The 21833-nt window shown below is 65.0% G+C and carries 18 protein-coding genes and 4 tRNA genes; 1 reads left to right on the top strand and 21 read right to left on the bottom strand.

Annotated features, from left to right (window positions below):
- Window position 1 precedes the first annotated feature (1 nt).
- Complete coding sequence (locus ACXHGZ_RS06010; protein WP_480462864.1) at window positions 2–1087, top strand: AraC family transcriptional regulator; 1086 nt, start codon at window positions 2–4, stop codon at window positions 1085–1087.
- A 414-nt stretch (window positions 1088–1501) separates the two neighbouring features.
- On the opposite strand, the gene ACXHGZ_RS06005 is transcribed toward ACXHGZ_RS06010, so the two are convergent.
- The 21 genes from ACXHGZ_RS06005 to leuC form a co-directional block, all read right to left on the bottom strand.
- Window positions 1502–2341, bottom strand: a complete 840-nt coding sequence (locus ACXHGZ_RS06005) for a DUF2242 domain-containing protein (protein WP_480462862.1) — start codon at window positions 2339–2341, stop codon at window positions 1502–1504.
- A 189-nt stretch (window positions 2342–2530) separates the two neighbouring features.
- A tRNA-Asp gene (locus ACXHGZ_RS06000) sits at window positions 2531–2607 on the bottom strand.
- 137 nt (window positions 2608–2744) lie between these two features.
- Window positions 2745–2821, bottom strand: a tRNA-Asp gene (locus ACXHGZ_RS05995).
- A gap of 99 nt (window positions 2822–2920) precedes the next feature.
- A tRNA-Asp gene (locus tag ACXHGZ_RS05990) sits at window positions 2921–2997 on the bottom strand.
- 78 nt (window positions 2998–3075) lie between these two features.
- Window positions 3076–3151: transfer RNA gene (locus ACXHGZ_RS05985), tRNA-Val, on the bottom strand.
- Between the two features lie 300 nt (window positions 3152–3451).
- Complete coding sequence (locus ACXHGZ_RS05980; protein ID WP_224458429.1) at window positions 3452–4225, bottom strand: SDR family oxidoreductase; 774 nt, start codon at window positions 4223–4225, stop codon at window positions 3452–3454.
- A complete protein-coding gene (locus ACXHGZ_RS05975; protein ID WP_224458428.1) occupies window positions 4222–5433 on the bottom strand; it encodes an O-succinylhomoserine sulfhydrylase in 1212 nt (403 codons plus the stop codon). The genes ACXHGZ_RS05980 and ACXHGZ_RS05975 overlap by 4 nt, the downstream gene beginning before the upstream one ends.
- Before the next feature lie 15 nt (window positions 5434–5448).
- Window positions 5449–6954 carry an amidophosphoribosyltransferase gene (gene purF, locus ACXHGZ_RS05970; protein WP_084855061.1) on the bottom strand — a complete coding sequence of 502 codons (1506 nt, stop codon included), beginning with the start codon at window positions 6952–6954 and terminating at the stop codon, window positions 5449–5451.
- A gap of 42 nt (window positions 6955–6996) precedes the next feature.
- Window positions 6997–7551, bottom strand: a complete 555-nt coding sequence (locus tag ACXHGZ_RS05965; RefSeq protein ID WP_084855060.1) for a CvpA family protein — start codon at window positions 7549–7551, stop codon at window positions 6997–6999.
- Between the two features lie 268 nt (window positions 7552–7819).
- Entirely contained in the window at window positions 7820–8482 is a 663-nt protein-coding gene (locus ACXHGZ_RS05960; RefSeq protein ID WP_480462860.1) for an SPOR domain-containing protein, read from the bottom strand.
- Window positions 8483–9769, bottom strand: coding sequence for a bifunctional tetrahydrofolate synthase/dihydrofolate synthase (gene folC / locus ACXHGZ_RS05955; protein ID WP_480462859.1), 1287 nt, complete (start codon window positions 9767–9769; stop codon window positions 8483–8485). It lies immediately after the preceding gene.
- Entirely contained in the window at window positions 9769–10662 is an 894-nt protein-coding gene (gene accD, locus ACXHGZ_RS05950) for an acetyl-CoA carboxylase, carboxyltransferase subunit beta (RefSeq protein WP_084855144.1), read from the bottom strand. The genes folC and accD overlap by 1 nt, the downstream gene beginning before the upstream one ends.
- Before the next feature lie 251 nt (window positions 10663–10913).
- Window positions 10914–11534, bottom strand: a complete 621-nt coding sequence (locus tag ACXHGZ_RS05945; RefSeq protein ID WP_480462857.1) for a phosphoribosylanthranilate isomerase — start codon at window positions 11532–11534, stop codon at window positions 10914–10916.
- Between the two features lie 60 nt (window positions 11535–11594).
- The gene (gene truA / locus ACXHGZ_RS05940; RefSeq protein WP_416768257.1) at window positions 11595–12449 is read right to left on the bottom strand and encodes a tRNA pseudouridine(38-40) synthase TruA; all 855 of its coding nucleotides are present in this window, start codon (window positions 12447–12449) and stop codon (window positions 11595–11597) included.
- A gap of 155 nt (window positions 12450–12604) precedes the next feature.
- Window positions 12605–15244 (bottom strand): FimV/HubP family polar landmark protein, encoded by a 2640-nt coding sequence (locus ACXHGZ_RS05935; protein WP_480462854.1) that lies wholly within the window; start codon window positions 15242–15244, stop codon window positions 12605–12607.
- Window positions 15245–15315: 71 nt separating this feature from the next.
- A complete protein-coding gene (locus tag ACXHGZ_RS05930) occupies window positions 15316–16320 on the bottom strand; it encodes an aspartate-semialdehyde dehydrogenase (protein WP_480462853.1) in 1005 nt (334 codons plus the stop codon).
- A gap of 186 nt (window positions 16321–16506) precedes the next feature.
- Window positions 16507–17619 (bottom strand): aspartate-semialdehyde dehydrogenase, encoded by a 1113-nt coding sequence (gene asd, locus ACXHGZ_RS05925; protein WP_084855054.1) that lies wholly within the window; start codon window positions 17617–17619, stop codon window positions 16507–16509.
- A gap of 64 nt (window positions 17620–17683) precedes the next feature.
- Complete coding sequence (gene leuB, locus ACXHGZ_RS05920; protein ID WP_084855053.1) at window positions 17684–18766, bottom strand: 3-isopropylmalate dehydrogenase; 1083 nt, start codon at window positions 18764–18766, stop codon at window positions 17684–17686.
- A 55-nt stretch (window positions 18767–18821) separates the two neighbouring features.
- Window positions 18822–19586, bottom strand: a complete 765-nt coding sequence (locus tag ACXHGZ_RS05915) for a class I SAM-dependent methyltransferase (RefSeq protein WP_084855052.1) — start codon at window positions 19584–19586, stop codon at window positions 18822–18824.
- A gap of 134 nt (window positions 19587–19720) precedes the next feature.
- On the bottom strand, window positions 19721–20365 hold the full coding sequence (gene leuD, locus ACXHGZ_RS05910; RefSeq protein WP_084855051.1) for a 3-isopropylmalate dehydratase small subunit: 645 nt from the start codon (window positions 20363–20365) through the stop codon (window positions 19721–19723).
- Entirely contained in the window at window positions 20362–21795 is a 1434-nt protein-coding gene (gene leuC / locus ACXHGZ_RS05905) for a 3-isopropylmalate dehydratase large subunit (protein WP_084855050.1), read from the bottom strand. The genes leuD and leuC overlap by 4 nt, the downstream gene beginning before the upstream one ends.
- Window positions 21796–21833: the final 38 nt, after the last annotated feature.

Raw genomic sequence — 21833 nt, 5'->3', positions numbered from 1 at the left:
GATGGCCCGGCCACGCGTGCGCCTGGGTGACCTCTCGGTAGGCTTCGTCCAGCCCCTGGGCGAGGCGCTGGAGCAGCTGGGGCACGACCCGGCGCCCTTGCTGCGCCGCTACGGCCTGGACGCCTCCCGCCTGGCCGAGGCCGGTGCACGTTTGTCGATTCCGCGCTACATGCACTTGGGCCATGCCGCTATCGAACTGTGTGGCGAGCCGGCACTGGGGCTGCGCATGGGCCGCGCGAGCCGCCTGGCCCAGGCGGGGCTGGCGGGCATAACCGCGGCCCAGGCCCCGACCCTGGGCGATGCCGCGCGCACGCTGCTGCGCTTCGAACCCTTATATGCGGCCAACTACCGTGGCCAGTCGAGTTTTCTCGAAGACCGCCAGGGCGCCTGGCTGCGCTTCTACTCGATCAGCCCCTACAACGCCTACAACCGTTTCGTGGTCGATTCGCTGCTGGCCGGCTGGCTGGCGCAGCTGTCGCAGCTGGCGGGTGTGCCGGTACAGGCCGAGCGGATGGACATCGAGTTCGAAGCGCCCAGCTATGCCGCGCAGTACCAACCCCTGTGCGTGAACCCCGTGCAGTTCGCAGCCGTCAACAACCAACTGCGGCTGGACCGCGCGACCCTCGAGCTGCCCAACCCCCAGCATTGCCCCAGCACCTGGCACCACCTGCTGCAGCTATGCGAAGCAGAGCTGGCCCAGCGCACGCGCGTGCGCAGCCTGGGTGAACGCATCACCCACCTGCTGGGCCCCCTGCTCAATGGCGGCCAGGAACCGGATCTGGAAGCGGTGGCGCGCCACCTGCAGCTGCCGACCTGGACGCTGCGGCGCAAGCTGGCCGAAGAAGGCACACGCTTTCGCAACCTGCTCAACGATACACGCCGCGACCTGGCCGAGACCTATATCCGCGATACGCAGCTGGCCTTCGGCGAAATCGCCTATCTGCTGGGGTTTGCCTCGGCCGAAGCCTTCCAGCGCGCATTCAAGCGCTGGACCGGCATCACGCCCGGCGCGTTTCGCCGCAACCAGCGGCGGGAGGGTCAGAGCTCGGTAGCGTCGTCTGCCGGCTCCATCGGGTCCAATTCGTAGGCCTGGAATTCGAGCAGTTCTTCCTGGTAATCGTCCATCGCTGCATCCTCGTCAGTCATTCATCGGTCGGGTCATGCCGCCACGCTAAGCGCATTGGATGAACGCATCATGACAACGTGGTAGACGATGAGCACTGTGGGAGATTACCCAGCCCTTCGGGCTGCGCTGTCGCGCAGAGAACAAGCGGCCAATGCTGCCCCTGTGGGAGCGGCGGTGCGGCGGTCCGACTTGTCCCGCGATCAAGGGCGAAGCCCTTGCCAGGCGACGGTGATATCGGGCCCGGCCTAATCGCGGGACAAGCCCGCTCCCACAGGCTGTCGCAAATCAAATGGTCATGCGTTGTTCTATGAGAGCGGGTTTACCCGCGCCCACAAAGACCAACGAAGCTGTACCTGCCCCTACAGGAATGGCCAATTACAACGGCGCGGGTGGCGCCTCGGTCACAGGCGCCTCTTGCTGCACCTCGATCGGCGCAGGTTCGGCAGGCGGGGCGATGGGTTGAGAACCCTGGCTGTCGTCCACGACCGGAGCGGCCTGTACTTCGCTGGCAGGCGCAGTCGTGACAGGTGTTTCGACCACAGGCGCAGGAGCCGGCGCGTCGGCTGCAACGGGTGCCGGAGCCGGCTGGGCAGTGGACGCCTGCTCAGGCAACCCCAGGGCAGGCGCCGGTTGCTCAGGCGCGGGCTTGGGCGCTTCCACCTTCGGCTCGGCCTTCTCCACCTTCTTCGGCTTGGGCAGGTAGCTTTCCACCAACGCGAAGTAGCGCTCATAGAACTGCGGCGCAGTGACCGTCTCGCTGGCCACCTTGACCATCGAATCGTCGCTCGAACCAATGGGCATGGACACCGACCCCAGCACCCCCACTCCCAGGCTGGCCGACGTATTGGATTTTTTCAGGGCGTAGCGGTCCTGCAAGGCGTTGGCGAACATGGTGGAACGCTGTTCGTCATTGGTGTCCGGTGCGCAGGTAACGTTGAAGCTGATCTGCAGATGGTTGTCGCTGTTCTGCTGGAAGCTCTTGTTGCCCGCGATCTGGTTGGGGCCGCTGCTGGTGATGATGTACCCCTGGCTGAGCAGTGCACGACGGGCGGCCTCGCAGGAGCCCGCCTCGCTCACCGGAAAGCTGCGCGAAAAGGTGCCCGAGTCATCGAAGTTCTCGTGCTCGTAGATGGCGGGCTTTTTCGAGGAACAACCGGACACGCCCGCCAGCACAAGGGCCAGCCCGAGCGCACCGAAGACGGAAGATCTGGACATCTTGGATTCCGGAGAAAAGGACAAACGGTGTGTATTGTGCAACACAAGAACGCTCACTGAAACTGCGGCGCTGGCCTGATCGAGCAAAAATCATCATTGCCTACCGGGCTGGGTGCAGAAAACGAAAAAGCGACCCGAGGGTCGCTTTTTCGTAGGCTTCGAGGTGTTCAAGGGACCTCGAGGCGAAGATGGCGCAGCGGACGGGACTCGAACCCGCGACCCCCGGCGTGACAGGCCGGTATTCTAACCGACTGAACTACCGCTGCGTATCGCCCAGGCTTGCGCCTGGTTGAAACTTGAGGATCTGACCCTACGAAGCGCTCGTAAGGCAGGCACAAAAAAAGCGATTCGCTGATCGCTTCGTTTGTTGCTTCGAGGCGTTCAAGGGGCCTCGAGGCGAAGATGGCGCAGCGGACGGGACTCGAACCCGCGACCCCCGGCGTGACAGGCCGGTATTCTAACCGACTGAACTACCGCTGCGTATCGTTCAGGCTTACGCCTGATTGAAACTGGGTCGGCCTGAAGTGCTCTTGGCCTTCAGACCCCAGACCGGTGGTGAACACCCATCTGAAGAATAAGTGGCGCAGCGGACGGGACTCGAACCCGCGACCCCCGGCGTGACAGGCCGGTATTCTAACCGACTGAACTACCGCTGCGCATATGGACTTGCGTCCGGTTCCTCTCAATTAGGACCCTTCTTTCGAAGCATCCTGGGTCAGGAACATCTCAGGAAGTGGTGGGTGATGACGGGATCGAACCGCCGACCCTCTGCTTGTAAGGCAGATGCTCTCCCGGCTGAGCTAATCACCCTCGCAGTGTTGCTTGTTGCGTTTGCTTCGCTGAGGCCGCGAAATTTACGCAGGTACCGAAGCTAAGTCAATAGCCCCATTGAATTTTTTTCAAAAAGAGCAAAACCGGTGGTGGGAAAAGTGATGCTTTGCTCAGGTATTTTGCTTGGCTACCAGGCCCAATCGCCGGCAAGCCGGCTCCCACCTGTCCTGCGCTGTTTTCAGAGCCTGTGGGAGCCGGCTTGCCGGCGATTGGATGGCCTGCGGGATTAAAAGCGAAAAGGGACCTGACGGTCCCCTCCTGCACCTTATGACGTGCCGCTCAGGCGTAGATCATCTTGCGGGTCATCCCGCCATCGACCACGAATTCCTGCCCGGTGACGAACCCTGCCTGGCGAGACAACAGCCAGGCCACCAGGGCAGCGACATCCTCCACCGTCCCTACCCTGCCCGCCGGATGCTGCGCGTGGTCGGCGTCGGTCAAGGGGGCGGCGCGCCGCTCGGACGGGTCGCGGGCATCGATCCAGCCTGGGCTTACGGCGTTGACGCGAATCTCCGGCCCCAGGCTCATGGCCAACGCATGGGTCAAGGCCAGCAGGCCGCCCTTGCTTGCCGCATAGGCCTCGGTGTCGGGCTCCGATTGCCGGGCACGGGTGGAGGCAAGGTTGACGATGGCCCCGCCATGGGCGCGCAGGTACGGCGCACAATGCTTGGCCAGCAGCATCGGCCCGCTGAGGTTGACCGCCAGCGTGCGATTCCACTGGGCCAGGGAAAGGCTTTCGAGGGTTTCGTTGTGCGGGTTGGCGACGGCCGCGTTGCACACCAGGGCATCCAGGCGGCCGAACTGCCCCAGCACCTCGGAAACACCCGCGCTGACCTGGGCTTCGTCAGCCACATCCATGGCCACGAACCAAGCGTTGCCACCCAAGGCCTTGGCCACCTTGGCACCCCGCTGGCGGTCCAGGTCACCCAACACCACCTGCCAGCCTTCGCAGATCAGCCAGGCGGCGATGCCCAGGCCGATGCCGCGGGCGGCACCGGTCACCAAGGCCACCCGGCCATTATGGCCGGGCTCGCCGCCCTTCCAGTCGATCACAGCGCCGCCAAGCCGCGGGCCAGGTCGGCTTGCAGGTCGGCCACGTCTTCCAGGCCGACGGCGACGCGGATCAGGCTGTCGCGGATACCCGCGGCCTCACGCTCCTGAGGCGTCAGGCGCCCGTGGGAGGTGGTGGCCGGGTGGGCGATGGTGGTCTTGCTGTCCCCCAGGTTGGTGGTGATGGAGATCACCCGGGTGGCGTCGATGAAGCGCCACGCGCCCTCCTTGCCGCCCTTGACCTCGAAGCTCACCACCGCGCCGAAGCCGCTCATCTGGCGCTTGGCCAGTTCATGCTGCGGGTGGCTGGGCAGGCCGGCGTAGTGGACCTTCTCCACGCCGTCCTGTTGCTCTAGCCACTCGGCCAGCGCCTGGGCGCTCTGGCAATGCGCACGCATGCGCAGCTTGAGCGTCTCCAGGCCCTTGGTGAAGATCCAGGCGTTGAACGGGCTGAGGGTCGGGCCTGCGGTACGCAGGAAGCCCACCACTTCCTTCATGTGCTCGCTGCGCCCGGCCACCACGCCGCCCATGCAACGGCCCTGGCCGTCGATGAACTTGGTCGCCGAGTGGAACACGATGTCCGCGCCGAGCTTGAGCGGCTGCTGCAGGGCCGGTGTGCTGAAGCAGTTGTCCACCACCAGCAGCGCGCCACGGGCGTGGGCGACTTCGGCCAGGGCGGTGATGTCCACAAGCTCGGCCAGCGGGTTGGACGGCGACTCGACGATCAGCAGCTTGGTGTTGGCCTTGATGGCCTTCTCCCAACCGCCGATGTCGACCAGCGGCACGTAGTCGACCTGCACGCCGAAGCGCTTGAAGTACTTCTCGAACAGGCTGATGGTCGAGCCGAACACGCTCTGCGACACCAGCACATGGTCGCCTGCGCTGCACAGCGACATGACCACGGCCAGGATCGCCGACATGCCGGTGGAAGTACCCACGGCCTGCTCGGCGCCCTCCATGGCCGCCAGGCGCTCCTCGAAGGCGCGCACGGACGGGTTGGTATAACGCGAATAGACATTGCCCGGCGTTTCACCGGCGAAACGCGCAGCCGCGTCAGCGGCCGTGCGGAAGACATAGCTGGAAGTCAGGAACAGCGCTTCGCTGTGCTCGGCTTCCGGTGTGCGGTGCTGACCGGCGCGCACCGCCAGGGTGTCGAAACCGACACCCTCGAGGTCACTGTCCAGTCGACCGGCATCCCATTGATCCGTCATGCCGTCGCTCCCAAATCAGTTGTTGTAGAGGTCGATGATCGCGCTGACGGCCTGGTTCTTCGCCTTGGCCGCGTCGTTGCGCGACTGCTCGATACGCTCCAGGTAGGCGTCGTCGATGTCGCCGGTGACATATTCACCGTTGAACACCGCGCAATCGAAGTGCTCGATCTTGATCTTGCCGCCACCGACCGAATCGATCAGGTCAGGCAGGTCCTGGTAGACCAGCCAGTCGGCGCCGATCAACTCGGCCACCTGTTCGGTGGTACGGTTGTGGGCGATCAGTTCGTGAGCGCTCGGCATGTCGATGCCGTAGACGTTGGGGTAGCGCACCGCGGGGGCCGCGGAGCAGAAGTAGACGTTCTTGGCGCCGGCTTCACGGGCCATCTGGATGATCTGCTTGCAGGTGGTGCCGCGCACGATGGAATCGTCCACCAGCATCACGTTCTTGCCGCGGAATTCCAGCTCGATGGCATTGAGCTTCTGGCGCACCGACTTCTTGCGCGCGGCCTGGCCGGGCATGATGAAGGTACGGCCGATGTAGCGGTTCTTGACGAAACCTTCGCGGAACTTGACGCCCAGGTGGTTGGCCAGCTCCAGGGCCGCGGTGCGGCTGGTGTCCGGGATCGGGATGACCACGTCGATGTCATGGTCCGGGCGCTCGCGCTGGATCTTCTCGGCCAGCTTCTCGCCCATGCGCAGGCGCGCCTTGTATACCGAGACGCCATCCATGATCGAGTCCGGGCGGGCCAGGTAGACGTGCTCGAAGATGCATGGCTGCAGCTTCGGGTTGTTGGCGCACTGCTTGGTGAACATCTGCCCCTCTTCGGTGATGTACACCGCTTCGCCCGGCGCCAGGTCACGGATCAGGGTGAAGCCGAGCACGTCCAGGGCAACGCTTTCCGAGGCGATCATGTACTCGACGCCTTCGTCGGTATGGCGCTGGCCGAACACGACCGGGCGGATGCCGTTGGGGTCACGGAAGCCGACGATGCCATAGCCGGTGATCATCGCCACCACCGCGTAGCCACCGACGCAGCGGCTGTGCACGTGGGAAACCGCGGCGAACACGTCTTCCTCGGTCGGCTGCAGCTTGCCGCGCACCGCCAGCTCGTGGGCGAACACGTTCAGCAGCACTTCCGAGTCGGAGTTGGTGTTGACGTGGCGCAGGTCGGATTCGTAGATCTCCTTGGCCAGCTGCTCGACGTTGGTCAGGTTGCCGTTGTGCGCCAGGGTGATGCCGTAAGGCGAGTTGACGTAGAACGGCTGGGCCTCGGCCGAGGTCGAGCTGCCCGCGGTCGGGTAGCGGACGTGGCCGATACCCATGTGGCCGACCAGGCGCTGCATGTGGCGCTGCTGGAAGACGTCGCGCACCAGGCCGTTATCCTTGCGCAGGAACAACCGGCCGTCGTGGCTGGTCACGATACCGGCAGCGTCCTGGCCGCGGTGCTGGAGCACGGTTAGCGCGTCATACAGCGCCTGATTGACGTTCGACTTACCGACGATACCGACGATGCCACACATGCGACGCAACCCCTACTTTGATGAAACTTGATTGAAAAGCGCTCAGGGCCTGGTGGGCCCGAGCAACTGTTCCTTGAACGGAAGATCAGCGGGTGCGCTGACTCCACTGGACATCCACTGACCGGTGAACCCCAGGATCAGGTTCTTCGACCAGTCAGCGACAAGGAGGAACTGTGGGATCAGGCGCGATTCCTGCCACCACGGGTCCTGTTGTACCGGCCCCAGGCTCAACAGCCCGATGGCCACCACCACCAGCAAAGCCCCCCGCGCGGCGCCGAACGCCATGCCGAGGAAACGATCGGTGCCGGACAACCCGGTCACGCGGATCAGCTCGCCGATGAGGAAGTTGATCATGGCCCCTACCAGCAGGGTGGCGACGAAAAGAATGGCGCAACCGGCGATGATGCGGGCCGAGGGCGTCTGGATATAGCTTTCAAGATACTGCGAAAGAGAGCCGCCGAACATCCAGGCGACCGCACCGGCGACGATCCAGATGAGCAGGGACAAGGCTTCCTTGACGAAGCCGCGCTTGAGACTGATCAATGAGGAAATGGCGATGATCGCGATGATCGCCCAATCAACCCAGGTAAATGCCACGGTGCTGCCTGCCGACGTTTGAGGCGGCGCATTTTACCAGAGCGGCGGGCTTGGGGTAAGCGGAATGTCAGGCGATTCGCGAGGACCCTATCGCCGGCAAGCCGGCTCCCACAGGGGTGCATGGTGGAAGCAACTGTCTTGGGTTGCTTGCCCCGACCCTATTGCTGGCAAGCCAGCTCCCGAAGGTTTGGCGGTGTCTCTAACAACAGCGCAGGACAGGTGGGAGCCGGCTTGCCGGCGATGGGGCTGCAAGCGCAGCCCTAAAGGCTCAGCCGCGCTCGGGCTGGAAGCGCACCACGAAGCCCTTGAGGTTGTGCTGGCGGTTGATCGCATCGCGCAGGCGCTCGGCCTCGGCACGCTCGATCAATGGCCCGACATAGACGCGGTTCATGCCACCGGCCGAGCGGACGTAGGCGTTGTACCCTTGGCTGCGCAGGGTATTCTGCAGCTTGTCGGCACCTGCGCGATTGGACAGGCTGGCCAGCTGGATCGACCAGCTCACCGGCAGGCCATTGGCATCGACCTTGGACGGCGCGGCAGGCTTGGGCGCGGTGGCCGTCGGGGTGGGCGTCACCGCCGGCTTGGCCTCGACCTTCGGCGCCGGCTTGGGTGCCTGCGCCTGGGCGACTGCTGGCTGGGACGGCCCCGGGGTGATCGGCTGGCTGGGCGTGGTCATGGGCGCGGTGGACTCGTTGACCACCACCGGCGGTTGCTCCGGCACCTCGGGCAAAGGCTGAGGCTCCGGCACCTGCACAGGCGTCACCTCCACCTGCGGCAAGCTCGGCATCGCCGGCGCCTCGGGCGCCTCGACACGCACCTGGCGCATCTCGTCCTCGCGGGTGAACAGCATCGGCAGGAAGATCACCGCCAGCGCCACCAGCACCAACGCACCGACCATGCGCTGCTTCATCCCTTTATCCAGCACTGCCATCTACTCCTCCGGAGCTTGCCGCTCTAGCCATTCCAGGGCTTGGCCGACACAGAAAAACGAACCGAACAGCAGGATCTGATCATCTGCCGTCGCCTGCGCGCACTGCCCTTCGAGGGCTGCACCGACGCTGGTGTAAGACTTCACCGCCGCACCGAGGTTCGTCAAGGCCGCCGCCAGTTCCGCAGCCGGGCGGCTGCGGGGGGTATCCAGCGGCGCCACCGCCCATTCGTCGACCAACCCCTTGAACGGTGCGATCACGCCCTCCAGGTCCTTGTCGGCGAGCAGGCCGAATACCGCCAGGCGGCGCCCCTTGACCGGGCGCGCAGCCAGACGGGCAGCCAGGTATTCGGCGGCATGGGGGTTGTGCCCCACATCCAGCAACAGCTCCAGGCGCCGGCCTTGCCAGCGCACCATGCGGCGGTCCAAACGCCCGGTCACCTGGGTATCGAGCAGCGCCTGGCGAATCTGCCCAGCCTCGAAAGGCAAGCCCATCAGCAGATAGGCCTGCAGCGCCAGAGCGGCGTTCTCCATCGGCAGGTCCAGCAGCGGCAGGTCATGCAGCTCCGCGCTGCTACCGTCGGGCCGGCTGCCCCGCCATTGCCAATGCTGGTCGGTGGTTGCCAGGTCGAAATCGCGGCCGCGCAACAGGAACGGGCAAGCCAGTTCGCGCGCCTTGTCCAGCAAAGGCTGTGGGGGGTTGAGATCGCCACACAGGGCAGGTTTGCCCTGACGGAAGATCCCCGCCTTCTCGAAGGCCACGGATTCGCGGGTATCGCCCAGGTAATCGGCATGATCCACGCCGATGCTGGTGACCAGCGCCAGGTCCGCATCGACCAGGTTGACGGCATCCAGGCGACCACCCAGACCGACCTCGAGCACCACGGCGTCCAGCGAGGACCGCTGGAACAGCCAGAAGGCCGCCAGGGTGCCCATTTCGAAGTAGGTCAGGGTAATCTCGCCACGGGCCGCCTCGACGGCCGCGAAGGCTTCGCACAGGCGCTCATCGCTGGCCTCGACACCGTCGATACGCACCCGTTCGTTGTAACGCAACAGATGTGGCGAGCTGTACACACCGACCTTCAGGCCCTGGGCCCGGAGCAACGCAGCGACGAACGCACAGGTCGAGCCCTTGCCATTGGTGCCGGTGACCGTCACCACCCGGGGCGCAAGCCTGCCCAGCCCTAGCCGGGCAGCCACCTGCTGCGACCGCTCAAGCCCCATGTCGATGGCCGAGGGGTGCAGCTGCTCGAGGTAGGCGAGCCAGTCGCCCAGGGTATGAAGGTTCATCACGCGACGGCAGCCACCTCGAGGGCCTCTGCCGGGGTCGGCTGGCCGGTCATCTGCGCCAGCAGGCGAGCCAGGCGCGGACGCAGCTCGCCACGGGAGATGATCAGGTCGATGGCACCATGCTCGAGGAGGAACTCGCTGCGCTGGAAGCCTTCTGGCAGCTTCTCGCGCACGGTCTGCTCGATCACACGGGGGCCGGCGAAGCCGATCAGGGCCTTCGGCTCGCCGACGATGACATCGCCAAGCATCGCCAGGCTCGCGGAAACACCGCCGTAGACAGGGTCGGTCAACACCGAGATGAACGGAATGCCTTCTTCGCGCAGGCGCGCCAGCACAGCGGACGTCTTGGCCATCTGCATCAGCGAGATGAGCGCTTCCTGCATACGCGCGCCGCCGGACGCGGAGAAGCAGACCATCGGGCAGCGGTGCTCGAGGGCGTAGTTGGCCGCACGTACGAAGCGCTCGCCGACGATGGCCCCCATGGAACCGCCCATGAAGGAAAATTCGAAGGCGCTGACCACGATCGGCATGCCCATCAGGGTACCGCTCATGGAAATCAGGGCATCTTTCTCGCCGGTCTGCTTCTGGGCCGCGGTCAGGCGGTCCTTGTACTTCTTGCCATCACGGAACTTCAAACGGTCGACCGGCTCCAGGTCGGCGCCCAGTTCGGCACGGCCTTCAGCGTCGAGGAAGATGTCGATGCGCGCACGGGCGCCGATGCGCATGTGGTGGTTGCACTTGGGGCAGACATCCAGGGTCTTTTCCAGCTCCGGACGATACAGCACGGCCTCGCAGGCCGGGCACTTGTGCCACAGGCCTTCAGGCACCGAGCTCTTCTTCACCTCGGAACGCATGATCGAAGGGATCAGTTTGTCGACTAACCAGTTGCTCATGCTTTCTTTCTCCAGTATCGGTGGGCGGGGGCCGGTCTGGCCGGCCATGCCCTGCCCTTGAGCTCATGTTCTTCAATGAAACGATGACGGCCCGGCTCCGAGGCCCGCGCGATGCGGGGCCAGCCTGGTGGCCGGGCCATCGTCAACCTGTCATGCCGGTAGTCCGCACGGCCCGCCCCATGGGCAGGCCTGACAGCACCGGGCTGCGAAAGCTATGGACGATGGCGCGCGGGCAGCCGTCACATCCGTCGTCACGCCTGTTTCACCGCACGCATGAACGCCTCGATCTTCGCGGCGTCCTTGATCCCCTTTGCCTGCTCCACGCCGCCGCTGACATCCACCGCGAACGGACGCACCTGGGCAATGGCCTGGCCGACGTTGCCGGCCGACAGGCCACCGGCCAGGATGATCGGCTTGCTCAGGGAGGCCGGCACCAACGACCAGTCGAAGGCCTCGCCCGTACCGCCTGGGATGCCGGGCACGTAGGTGTCCAAGAGAATGCCCCGGGCGCCGGCGTACTGCTGGCAAGCCGCCTGGAGGTCATCGCCAGGGCGTACCCTCAGGGCCTTGATCCAGGGGCGATGATAGCCTTCGCAATCGGCTGGGGTTTCATCGCCGTGGAACTGTAGCAGGTCCAGCGGCACAGCTTCGAGAATCTCGTTGAGTTCGCAACGCGAGGCGTTGACGAACAGGCCGACCGTGGTCACGAACGGCGGCAGTGCGGCAATGATGGCCCGCGCCTGATGCACATCCACCGCTCGCGGGCTCTTGGCGTAGAAGACCAGGCCGATGGCATCGGCGCCGGCTTCGGCGGCCGCCAGGGCGTCCTCGATACGGGTAATCCCGCAGATCTTGCTGCGAACGTTGCTCATGGACAGCGAACCTTGGGTGATCGGTGAAAGGCCGGATGTTAGCAAATGACGTTTCGCCCGTCAGTCCGCCAGCGCCTCGTAGCCGGTCAGAAAGTGTGGGCCGATGTAACGGACCGGCAGGGCGAATTCCTCGGGGTACTCCACCTGGACCAGATACAGGCCATAGGGGTGGGCGGTCACACCGCCCTCCCGGCGGTTGCGCCCCTCCAGCACCTCACGCGCCCAGCTGACCGGCCGCTCGCCGGCCCCGATGGTCATCAGCACACCGGCGATGTTGCGTACCATGTGGTGCAGGAAGGCCGTGGCCCGGACATCCAGCACGATCATCTTGCCGTGGCGAGTGACCCGTAGGTGATGGATGTGCTTGATCGGCGACTTGGCCTGGCACTGGCTGGCCCGGAAGGCGCTGAAGTCGTGGGTACCCAGAAGGAACTGCGCGGCCTCGGCCATGCGCGCGACGTCAAGTGGACGGTGGTTCCAGGTCACTTCCTCGGCCAGGTGCGCAGGGCGGATCGGGTCGTTGTAGATAACGTAGCGATAGCGTCGCGCGGTCGCCTTGAAGCGGGCATGGAAATGCGCCGGCATCGGCTTGGCCCAGGTGACGCTGATGTCATGGGGCAGGTTGAAATTGGTGCCCAGGGTCCAGGCTCGCTCATCGCGCACGGCACGGGTGTCGAAATGGACGATCTGCCCGCAGCCGTGCACGCCGGCATCGGTGCGCCCGGCACAGATCACCGAGATCGGCTCGTTGGCCACCGTCGACAGGGCTTGTTCCAGGGCCTGCTGGACACTCGGCACACCGCTGGCCTGGCGCTGCCAGCCGCGGTAGCGCGAACCTTTGTATTCCACGCCCAGGGCGATGCGGGCGTAGCCTTCGGCCGCCGATTCGGCCGGGTCGATGTCATTGATGTCCAAGAGCGCGAAACCTGTGGGTGAAACGGAAGGCGGGCATTATAACGGCAACGGCAGCCGGGAGGGCTGCCGTTGCTGGCAAAGCCCGTCATGGACAATGCCGACCTATCGCGGGACAAGCCCTTGCCCAGGCCTCCCACCAAGGACACGCCTGGGTGTCAGACCAGGCGCGACAGCATGTCCTCGGCCTCCTGGCGCTGCTCGTCATCGCCATCCTTGACCACTTCATCGAGGATATCGCGAGCGCCCTGGTGGTCGCCCATGTCGATGTAGGCACGCGCCAGGTCGAGCTTGGTGGCCACCTCATCGGCGCCGGAGAAGAAGTCGAAGTCCAGGTCGTCCAGCGGGTCCGGCTCCTGGGCGGCATCGGCGGCAGTGAAGTGCGGCTCCAGCGACGGCGACTCCAGGCTCTGGGACAGCTTGTCCAGCTCGGCATTGACGTCATCGAGCTCCGAGGCGAACTGCTTGTCGGCCGGCGACTCATCGTCCAGCGACAGCGACAGGTCGAAGTCTTCCGGCAGCTCCAGCTCCGAGAGCGGGTCGAATTCCGGGATTTCGTCGAAAGCCGCCAACTCTGCAGCTACGTCGACCGGGGCGTCTTCCGTTGTTGCCGGCGCTTGTGGCTCACCGACATCCAGGTCGAAATCGGACAGGTCATCGAGACTCTGCGGCTCGGCCTGGGCTTGCTCCAGCAGGGCTTCGAAATCGGCATCGGCGTCGGTGGCGACCGGTTCGGCTTCCTGCGGCGCAGCTTCGGCCACTTCGGCTTGCTCCGACGGCGCGGCCGCAAGCGTCGCATCCACCGGCAGGTCATCGTCCAGGCTCAGGTCGAATGCGCCGTCCAGATCATCTTCTTCGATGGCAGGGACGTCGGCGACAGCCTCCAGCGCTGCTTCAGGCGAGTGCTCGGTCGCGATAGGTGTATCGAGCGGGTCCGGCTCGGCGTCTGCAAGCGCCTGTTCGCCGTCCTGCAGCAGATCGTGGACGTACTGCTTGTCCATTTCGGCCGCCAGGGCCGCCGCCCCCAGGCCAAGGGCGGCGACGCCGAGCATGGCCGGGAAGCGTTCCTTCAAGGTGTCGACCTGGGCCTTGTTCTGGTCGGTAGGCGAAAGCGCACGCTCCTGATCGGCAAAGGCGGTCTGGTCGCCTTGGCGGGCATAGACTTCCATCAGTTTCAAACGCAGGTCGCTGCGCTGCGGCTCGGCAGCCACTGCCGGCTCGAGCAGGTCGGCGGCATGGTTCAGGCGGCCTTGCGCCAGGCTCTGGTCCACCTCGGCCAGCAGGCTGGCCATCGGGTCCTTGTCAGGTGCAGGCGTTGCCGGGGCTGGCGCCGGCTCCGGTGCAAGCGGTTTTTCCGCAGCCGTGGCAGCGGCAGCCGAGGCGGCGACCACCGCCGGCGAGAGCTTCACGCTCGGCGCCGATACATCCAGATCATCGAAGCTTCCGGGCGGCACGTTCAGGTCAGGGCTGCGTTCGCCCTCCTCGGCCAGTGCACGCGCCATGCGCAGGTGCTTCTCGGCTTCTTGCTGGGCCTTGCGCTTGCGGGCAAGCAACAACAGCAACAGCAGCAGCACCAGGAACGCAGAACCGGCGAGCAGACCCAACAGCAACGGGTTGCCCATCAGTTCGTCGAGCACGCCCTGGGCCTGCTCGCCTTGCTCGGCTGGGGCCGTGTCCACGGCGGCCGGAGCTGGCTTGACCACCGGCTCGGCCGACGGCAGCTGGGCATTGACCGGCGGTTGCGTGGGTGCCGGCTCGCCAGGCAACGCGGCAGGCGGCGGGGTTTGCGCCGCCCCCTGCGCTTCGAGGCGTGCCAGCTGGTCGTTCTTGAGCTCGATCAGGCGCTGCAGCTTGTCCAACTGGCTCTGCAGGTCGGCCATGCGGCTCTTGAGTTCCTCGTTGTCACGGCGGCTGGTGTCCAGGCTTTCCTGGGCCACCGCGAGCTTGTCGCTGAGGGCTTTGGTTTCCCCCGCTTCGCCCTGCCCGCCCGGGCTGACCAGGCGCAGGTTGTCCCCCTGGGCAATACGCTCCGGCGCCTCACCGGCTGCTGCGCGCCGGGTGGCGTCCAGCTGCCGGGCACGCGGCCCCAGGCGCCGCCCCTCACGCCAGGCGGCATACTGCTCGGCCACCTCGCGAACGGCTTCGCCCTGGGGAATGCTCTGGACCTGTTGCGGGTCGGGCAGACGCAGGACCTGCCCGGTCTTGAGTTGGTTGATGTTGTTACCGATGAAAGCATCGGGGTTCAAGGCCTGGATCGCCAGCATGGTCTGCTGGATCGAGCCGCCTTGGGTGTTGCGCGCAGCGATCTGCCACAGGGTGTCGCGGCGCTTGGTGGTGTAGCTGCCCGCACCGCTGACTGCCGGTTCGACATTGGCCGCCGACGGCGCCTCGCCCTGGGCCTTGGCTTGGTCGAGCAGGACATTGTAGTCACGCAACAGGCGGCCCTGGGGCCACATCACCTGGACCAGGAACTTCACCACCGGCGCCGGCAATGGCTGGCTGGAGGTGACCCGCAACACGCTCTTGCCGTTGGGGTTGATCACCGGGGTGAAGGTGAGGTCCTCAAGGTAGCTGGGATAGGCCACGCCTGCCTTGGCGAATTCTTCCGGTGGCGCGAGGCTCGGCGCCACTTCAGCCGCGGTGAGGTCGCGCACATCGAGCAGTTCGATCTCGGCATCCAGTGGCTGGTTCTGTGCCGACTTGAGGGTCAGTTCACCCAACCCGAGGGCGTTCGCCATGCCGGACGACAACGCCGAGGCTGCCGCCATGGCCAGAACCAGTTTGCGAATTCGAAGCATGACCTCTTCCCTTGTAAGAATCGTCCCGAAACCTGCGTATGGTGCAGGACAAAAGTACCCGCCAGTATCTTTTACGCCATGTCTTTTATCAACAACGCGGCCACTTGCACGGCGTTGAGCGCCGCGCCCTTGCGCACGTTGTCGGTGGTCAGCCACACATTGAGCTGCTCGTCTTCATCGACGCCATGGCGTACACGACCAACATAGACCACGTCTTGGCCCACTGCGTCGCCGACGGCCGTCGGAAAGTCGTCCGGCTCGACCAATTCGATGCTTTCGGCGGCTTCCAGGGCGTCGTTGACCGCGGCCAGGTCGACCGGGCGCCGGCTCTGTACGGCCACGCTGAAGCTGTCGCCATAGAACACGGGGGCCTGAACGCAGGTCACGGAGATTTTCAGGGTCGGCAGGTCGAGCAGTACGCGCAGTTCATCGACCAGGCGGCGTTCAAGGCGGGTGTGGCCTTGCTCATCGGCAGCGCCTACCCGCGCCAGCAGGTTGAAGGCGACCTGGCGGTCGAAGAAGCGCGGCTCCAGTGGCCGGGCGTTGAGCAGCTCGGCGGTCTGGCGCGCCAGTTCATTGACCGCTTCACGGCCCTGGGCTGAGACGGCCAGGCATGCCATGACCTGCACGCGCTCGATGTCCAGCAGGCCCTTGAGCGGTGCCAGGGCCACGGCCAGGGCCACGGCGGCAGCGCTGGGGCTGGCGATCAGAGCAGGTAGCTGGAGCTTGGCGAGCTGGTCGCCGTTGGCCTCGGGCACCACAGCCATGGCCTGGTCCAGGCCGCCGGACAGGTCGATGACCGTGCAGCCGGCCAGCTGGGCCTTGGGGGCGAAGCTGCGGGTCACGGCGGGGCTGGCGGCGAAGAATGCAAGCTTGGCCTGGGTGAAATCGAAGCTGTCGACTTCGCGTACACGCAGTTTCTTACCGCGGAACATGACGTTACTGCCGGCCGATTCCATGCTGGCCAGCAGGTGCAGGGTAGCGACAGGGAACTCGAGTTCCTCGAGGATCTGGACGAGGGTTTCGCCGACGTTACCGGTGGCACCGATGATGGCGATGTCGATGGGCTGGGGCATGGGGGAACCTTCTGGTGGAACTTGGGGTGGGCACTTTACTTGGGTTGTACGGCTGAGGGTAAGTGCTTGGCTTGAGTTTTGGGGTGGGGCGGCGCGCGATTTCCGCCCCCAAAACCGTACCCCCCATAAACAAAAAACCCGCACCATCAGGGCACGGGTTTTTCGTTCAATCCGCCGAGGGGGCGATCAACGCTCCAGCAGGATCCGCAGCATGCGGCGCAGCGGCTCGGCAGCGCCCCACAGCAGCTGGTCACCCACAGTGAAGGCGCCCAGGTACTGCGAGCCCATGTTCAGCTTGCGCAAACGGCCAACCGGCACGTTCAGGGTACCGGTCACCTTGGTCGGGCTCAGCTCCTGCATGCTGATGTCACGCTGGTTCGGTACCAGCTTCACCCAAGGATTGTGCTGGCTGATCATGCCTTCGATGTCCGCCAGCGGCACGTCCTTGTTCAGCTTGATGGTCAGCGCCTGGCTGTGGCAACGCATGGCGCCGATACGCACGCAGATGCCATCGACCGGGATCGGGTTCTTGAAGCGACCGAGGATCTTGTTGGTCTCGGCCTGGGCCTTCCATTCCTCGCGGCTCTGCCCGTTCGGCAGCTCCTTGTCGATCCAGGGGATCAGGCTGCCCGCCAGCGGTACGCCGAAGTTCTCGGTCGGGAAGGCTTCGCCGCGCATGGTCTCGGCGACCTTGCGGTCGATGTCGAGGATGGCGCTGGCCGGGTTGGCCAGGTCATCGGCCACCGCTGCATGGATGCCGCCCATCTGCTTGATCAGTTCACGCATGTTCTGCGCGCCGGCACCGGAGGCCGCCTGGTAGGTCATGGCGCTCATCCACTCCACCAGGCCCGCCTCGAACAGGCCACCCAGGCCCATCAGCATCAGGCTGACGGTGCAGTTGCCGCCGATGTAGTTCTTGGTACCGGCGTCCAGCTGCTGGTCGATGACCTTGCGGTTGACCGGGTCGAGGATGATCACCGCGTCATCGTGCATGCGCAGGGACGAGGCGGCGTCGATCCAATAGCCCTGCCAGCCGGCTTCGCGCAGCTTGGGGAAGACTTCGTTGGTGTAGTCGCCGCCCTGGCAGGTCAGGATGACGTCGAGGGTCTTGAGTTCTTCGATGCTATAGGCGTCCTTGAGCGGAGCAATGTCCTTGCCCACGTTCGGACCCTGGCCACCCACGTTGGACGTGGTGAAGAACACCGGCTCGATGAGGTCGAAATCCTGCTCCTCCAGCATCCGCTGCATGAGCACGGAACCGACCATACCGCGCCAACCGATCAGACCTACACGTTTCATCGCAACTACACCTTTGCTAAAAGTGGGCCGCCATCGAAGGGAAGACGATGGCGGGCCAGAGAGATTACAGATTCCGCAGCGCTGCGACTACTGCGTCGCCCATTTCCTGCGTACCTACCTTGCTGCACCCGGCCGACCAGATGTCGCCGGTACGCAGGCCTTGGTCCAGCACCCGGCTGACAGCCTGCTCGATCGCGTCGGCGGCGGCCACCTGGTTGAAGCTGTAGCGCAGCATCATCGACACCGACAGGATGGTCGCCAACGGGTTGGCGATGCCCTGCCCGGCGATGTCTGGGGCCGAGCCGTGGCACGGCTCGTACATGCCCTTGTTGTTGGCATCGAGCGACGCAGACGGCAGCATGCCGATGGAACCGGTCAGCATGGAAGCTTCATCCGACAGAATGTCACCGAACATGTTGTCCGTCACCATCACGTCGAACTGTTTGGGTGCACGGACCAGCTGCATGGCGGCGTTGTCGACGTACATGTGGCTGAGTTCGACGTCCGGGTAGTCCTTGGCCACGTCCTCGACCACTTCGCGCCAGAGCTGGCTGGAGGCCAGGACGTTGGCCTTGTCCACCGAGCACAGCTTCTTGCCGCGCACACGGGCCATGTCGAAGCCGACACGGGCGATGCGGCGCACTTCGCTTTCGCTGTACGGCAGGGTGTCGTAGGCCTGGCGCTCGCCGCCTTCGAGCTCGCGCTGGCCGCGCGGAGCACCGAAGTAGATGCCGCCGGTCAGCTCACGGACGATGAGGATGTCCAGGCCGGCGACGATTTCCGGCTTGAGCGAGGAGGCATCGGCCAGTTGCGGGTAGAGGATCGCCGGACGCAGGTTGGCGAACAGGCCCAGTTGAGAGCGGATCTTCAGCAGGCCACGCTCAGGGCGGATGTCGCGCTCGAGCTTGTCCCACTTCGGCCCGCCCACTGCACCGAGCAGCACCGCGTCGGCCTTGCGTGCGCGCTCCAGGGTCTCGTCGGCCAGCGGCACGCCGTGCTTGTCGATGGCGGCACCGCCGATGACGTCGTGCTCCAGGGTGACGCCGAGCTGGAACTTGTCGTTGGCCAGCTCCAGCACCTTGACGGCCTCGGCCATGATTTCCGGGCCGATGCCATCACCTGGGAGAATCAGAATCTGCTTGCTCATGCTTTCCTCTTATCCATTCACACGGTGCAGCCAAGCGGGCCACACCGAAAAGTTCTTAACGCTCGGCCCACAACACCAGCACGTCCGTGCTGAACGAGCCATCGGCCTCGACTTGGTAATACTGCCGCACTTCTTCGCCCATGGCTTGCTGCAACTGGCGGATGGCCACGCGCATCGGCTCGGGGGTGCGCATGCGCTCGACCCAGCTGCCGAACTCCAGGCGCAGCGGCTGGCGGGTGTGGCTGCGTACATGCAGGCCCGCCTCGCTGACCTGGCGCTGCCATTCGGCGGCGGAGTAGTCACGCACGTGACTGGTATCACGCAGCACTTCCACCGTTTGCAGGTAGGTGTCGAGCAATGGGCTACCGGGTGACATGACGTCGATGAAGGCCGCCACGCCGCCCGGCTTGAGCACCCGGCGCACTTCGCGCAGGGCCAGCCCCAGGTCGCTCCAGTGATGGGCCGAGTAGCGGCTGAAGACGAAGTCGAACGCGGCATCGGCGAACGGCAAGCGTTCGGCGGCGCCGCGTTCGGTAGTGATATTGGCCAGGCCGCGCTCGGCAGCGGCACGGGCGACCACGTCGAGCATGGCTTGGGAGAGGTCGTAGGCAACCACTTCGGCCACCAGCGGGGCGACATGGAAACTGACATGACCGGCACCGCAGCCCAGATCCAGCACACGGGCATGGCCCTGCCCCGCCAGCTCGGCCTGCAGCAGGGCGAATTCACTGCCCTGTGCATGCACGGCGCTGCTGAGGTAGGCGTTGGCCTGTTCGCCGAACTGCCGTTGGACCACATCGGTGTGTTGGGTGCTGGTCATGTCTCGATCCTTTGGGTTTCTTGCTGCTTGCACCGGCCCTTTCACGGGTAAACCCGCTCCCACAGGCCCCCTACAGGTTTCACCTGTGGGGGCGGATCTACCCACGAAGAGGCCGGTACTGTCACCTGCACACTTCAGGCATCACGGAACAGCCAAGGCTGCGCTGCGCGGTGCTTGCCTTCGAACGCCTTGATCGCGTCGCTGTCCTGCAGGGTCAGGCCGATATCATCGAGGCCGTTGAGCAAGCAATGCTTGCGGAAGGCGTCGATCTCGAAGTGCAGCACCTTGCCGTCCGGGCGGGTCACGGCCTGGGCCTGCAAATCGATGGTCAGCTGGTAACCCGGGTTGGCCTCGACCTGCCTGAACAGCTCGTCGACTTCCTCGTCGCTGAGGATGATCGGCAGCAGGCCATTCTTGAAGCTGTTGTTGAAGAAGATGTCGGCGAAGCTCGGGGCGATGACGCTACGGAAGCCGTATTCGTCCAGTGCCCACGGGGCGTGCTCGCGGCTCGAACCGCAACCGAAGTTCTCCCGTGCCAGCAACACGCTGGCCCCCTGGTAGCGTTCGTGGTTGAGCACGAAATCCTTGTTCAGCGGGCGCTTGCTGTTGTCCTGGTAAGGTTGGCCCACGTCCAGGTAGCGCCACTCGTCGAACAGGTTGGGGCCGAAGCCGGTACGCTTGATCGACTTCAGGAACTGCTTGGGGATGATCTGGTCGGTGTCGACGTTGGCGCGATCCAATGGCGCGACAAGGCCGGTGTGCTGGGTAAAGGCTTTCATGCTGCGCTCCCTTGGATCAACTCGCGGACATCGATGAAGTGGCCGGTCACCGCGGCGGCGGCGGCCATGGCCGGGCTGACCAGGTGGGTACGGCCACCGGCACCCTGACGGCCTTCGAAGTTGCGGTTGGAGGTCGAGGCGCAATGCTCGCCGCTCTCCAGGCGGTCCGGGTTCATGGCCAGGCACATGGAACAGCCTGGCTCACGCCATTCGAAACCAGCCTCGATGAAGATCTTGTCCAGCCCTTCACGCTCGGCCTGGGCCTTGACCAGGCCGGAGCCCGGTACCACCAGCGCCTGCTTGACGTTGGCCGCGACCTTGCGGCCCTTGGCGATCTCGGCAGCGGCGCGCAAGTCTTCGATACGCGAGTTGGTGCACGAGCCGATGAACACGCGGTCGAGCTTGATGTCGGTGATCGCCTGGTTGGCGGCCAGGCCCATGTACTTGAGCGCTCGCTCGATGGAGCCGCGCTTGATCAGGTCAGGCTCGGCGGCCGGGTCCGGCACGCGCTGGTCGACGGCCAGGACCATCTCCGGCGAGGTGCCCCAGCTGACCTGTGGCTTGATCTGCGAGGCGTCCAGCTCGACCACGGTGTCGAACACCGCGTCGGCATCGGAGACCAAACCCTTCCAGGCCTGCACCGCCTGCGTCCACTGCTCGCCCTTGGGCGCGTACGGGCGGCCCTCGACGTAGGCGACGGTGGTGTCGTCCACAGCCACCAGGCCCACACGGGCACCGGCTTCGATGGACATGTTGCAGATGGTCATGCGGCCTTCCATGGACAACTCACGGATGGCGCTGCCGGCGAACTCCATGGCGTGGCCATTGCCACCGGCGGTGCCGATCTTGCCGATCACGGCCAGGACGATGTCCTTGGCGGTCACGCCGGCAGGCAAGGTGCCTTCGACGCGCACCAGCATGTTCTTCATCTTCTTGGCGACCAGGCACTGGGTGGCGAGCACATGCTCGACCTCGGAGGTGCCGATGCCGTGGGCCAGCGCGCCAAAGGCGCCGTGGGTCGAGGTGTGCGAGTCGCCGCAGACCACGGTCATGCCGGGCAAGGTGGCGCCTTGCTCAGGGCTGATGACGTGGACGATGCCCTGGCGTTCGTCGTTCATCTTGAATTCGACGATGCCATACTCGTCACAGTTCTCGTCGAGGGTCTGCACCTGCAGGCGCGACACCTGGTCGACGATGGCATCGATGCCGCCCTTGCGCTCGGGCGTGGTCGGCACGTTGTGGTCCGGGGTGGCGATGTTGGCATCGATGCGCCACGGCTTGCGGTTGGCCAGGCGCAGGCCTTCGAAGGCCTGGGGCGAGGTCACTTCGTGGATGATGTGACGGTCGATGTAGATCAAGGACGAACCATCGTCGCGTCGCTTGACTTCATGTGCTTCCCAGAGTTTGTCGTAGAGCGTTTTGCCAGCCATCAGACTGTTCCTCATCAGCGTATTTCTATGCCAATAAC

The organism is Pseudomonas shiyinii, assembly GCF_056725765.1.
Note: the sequence above shows the minus strand (reverse complement) of the source record. Positions and strands in the feature narration are given on the sequence as shown.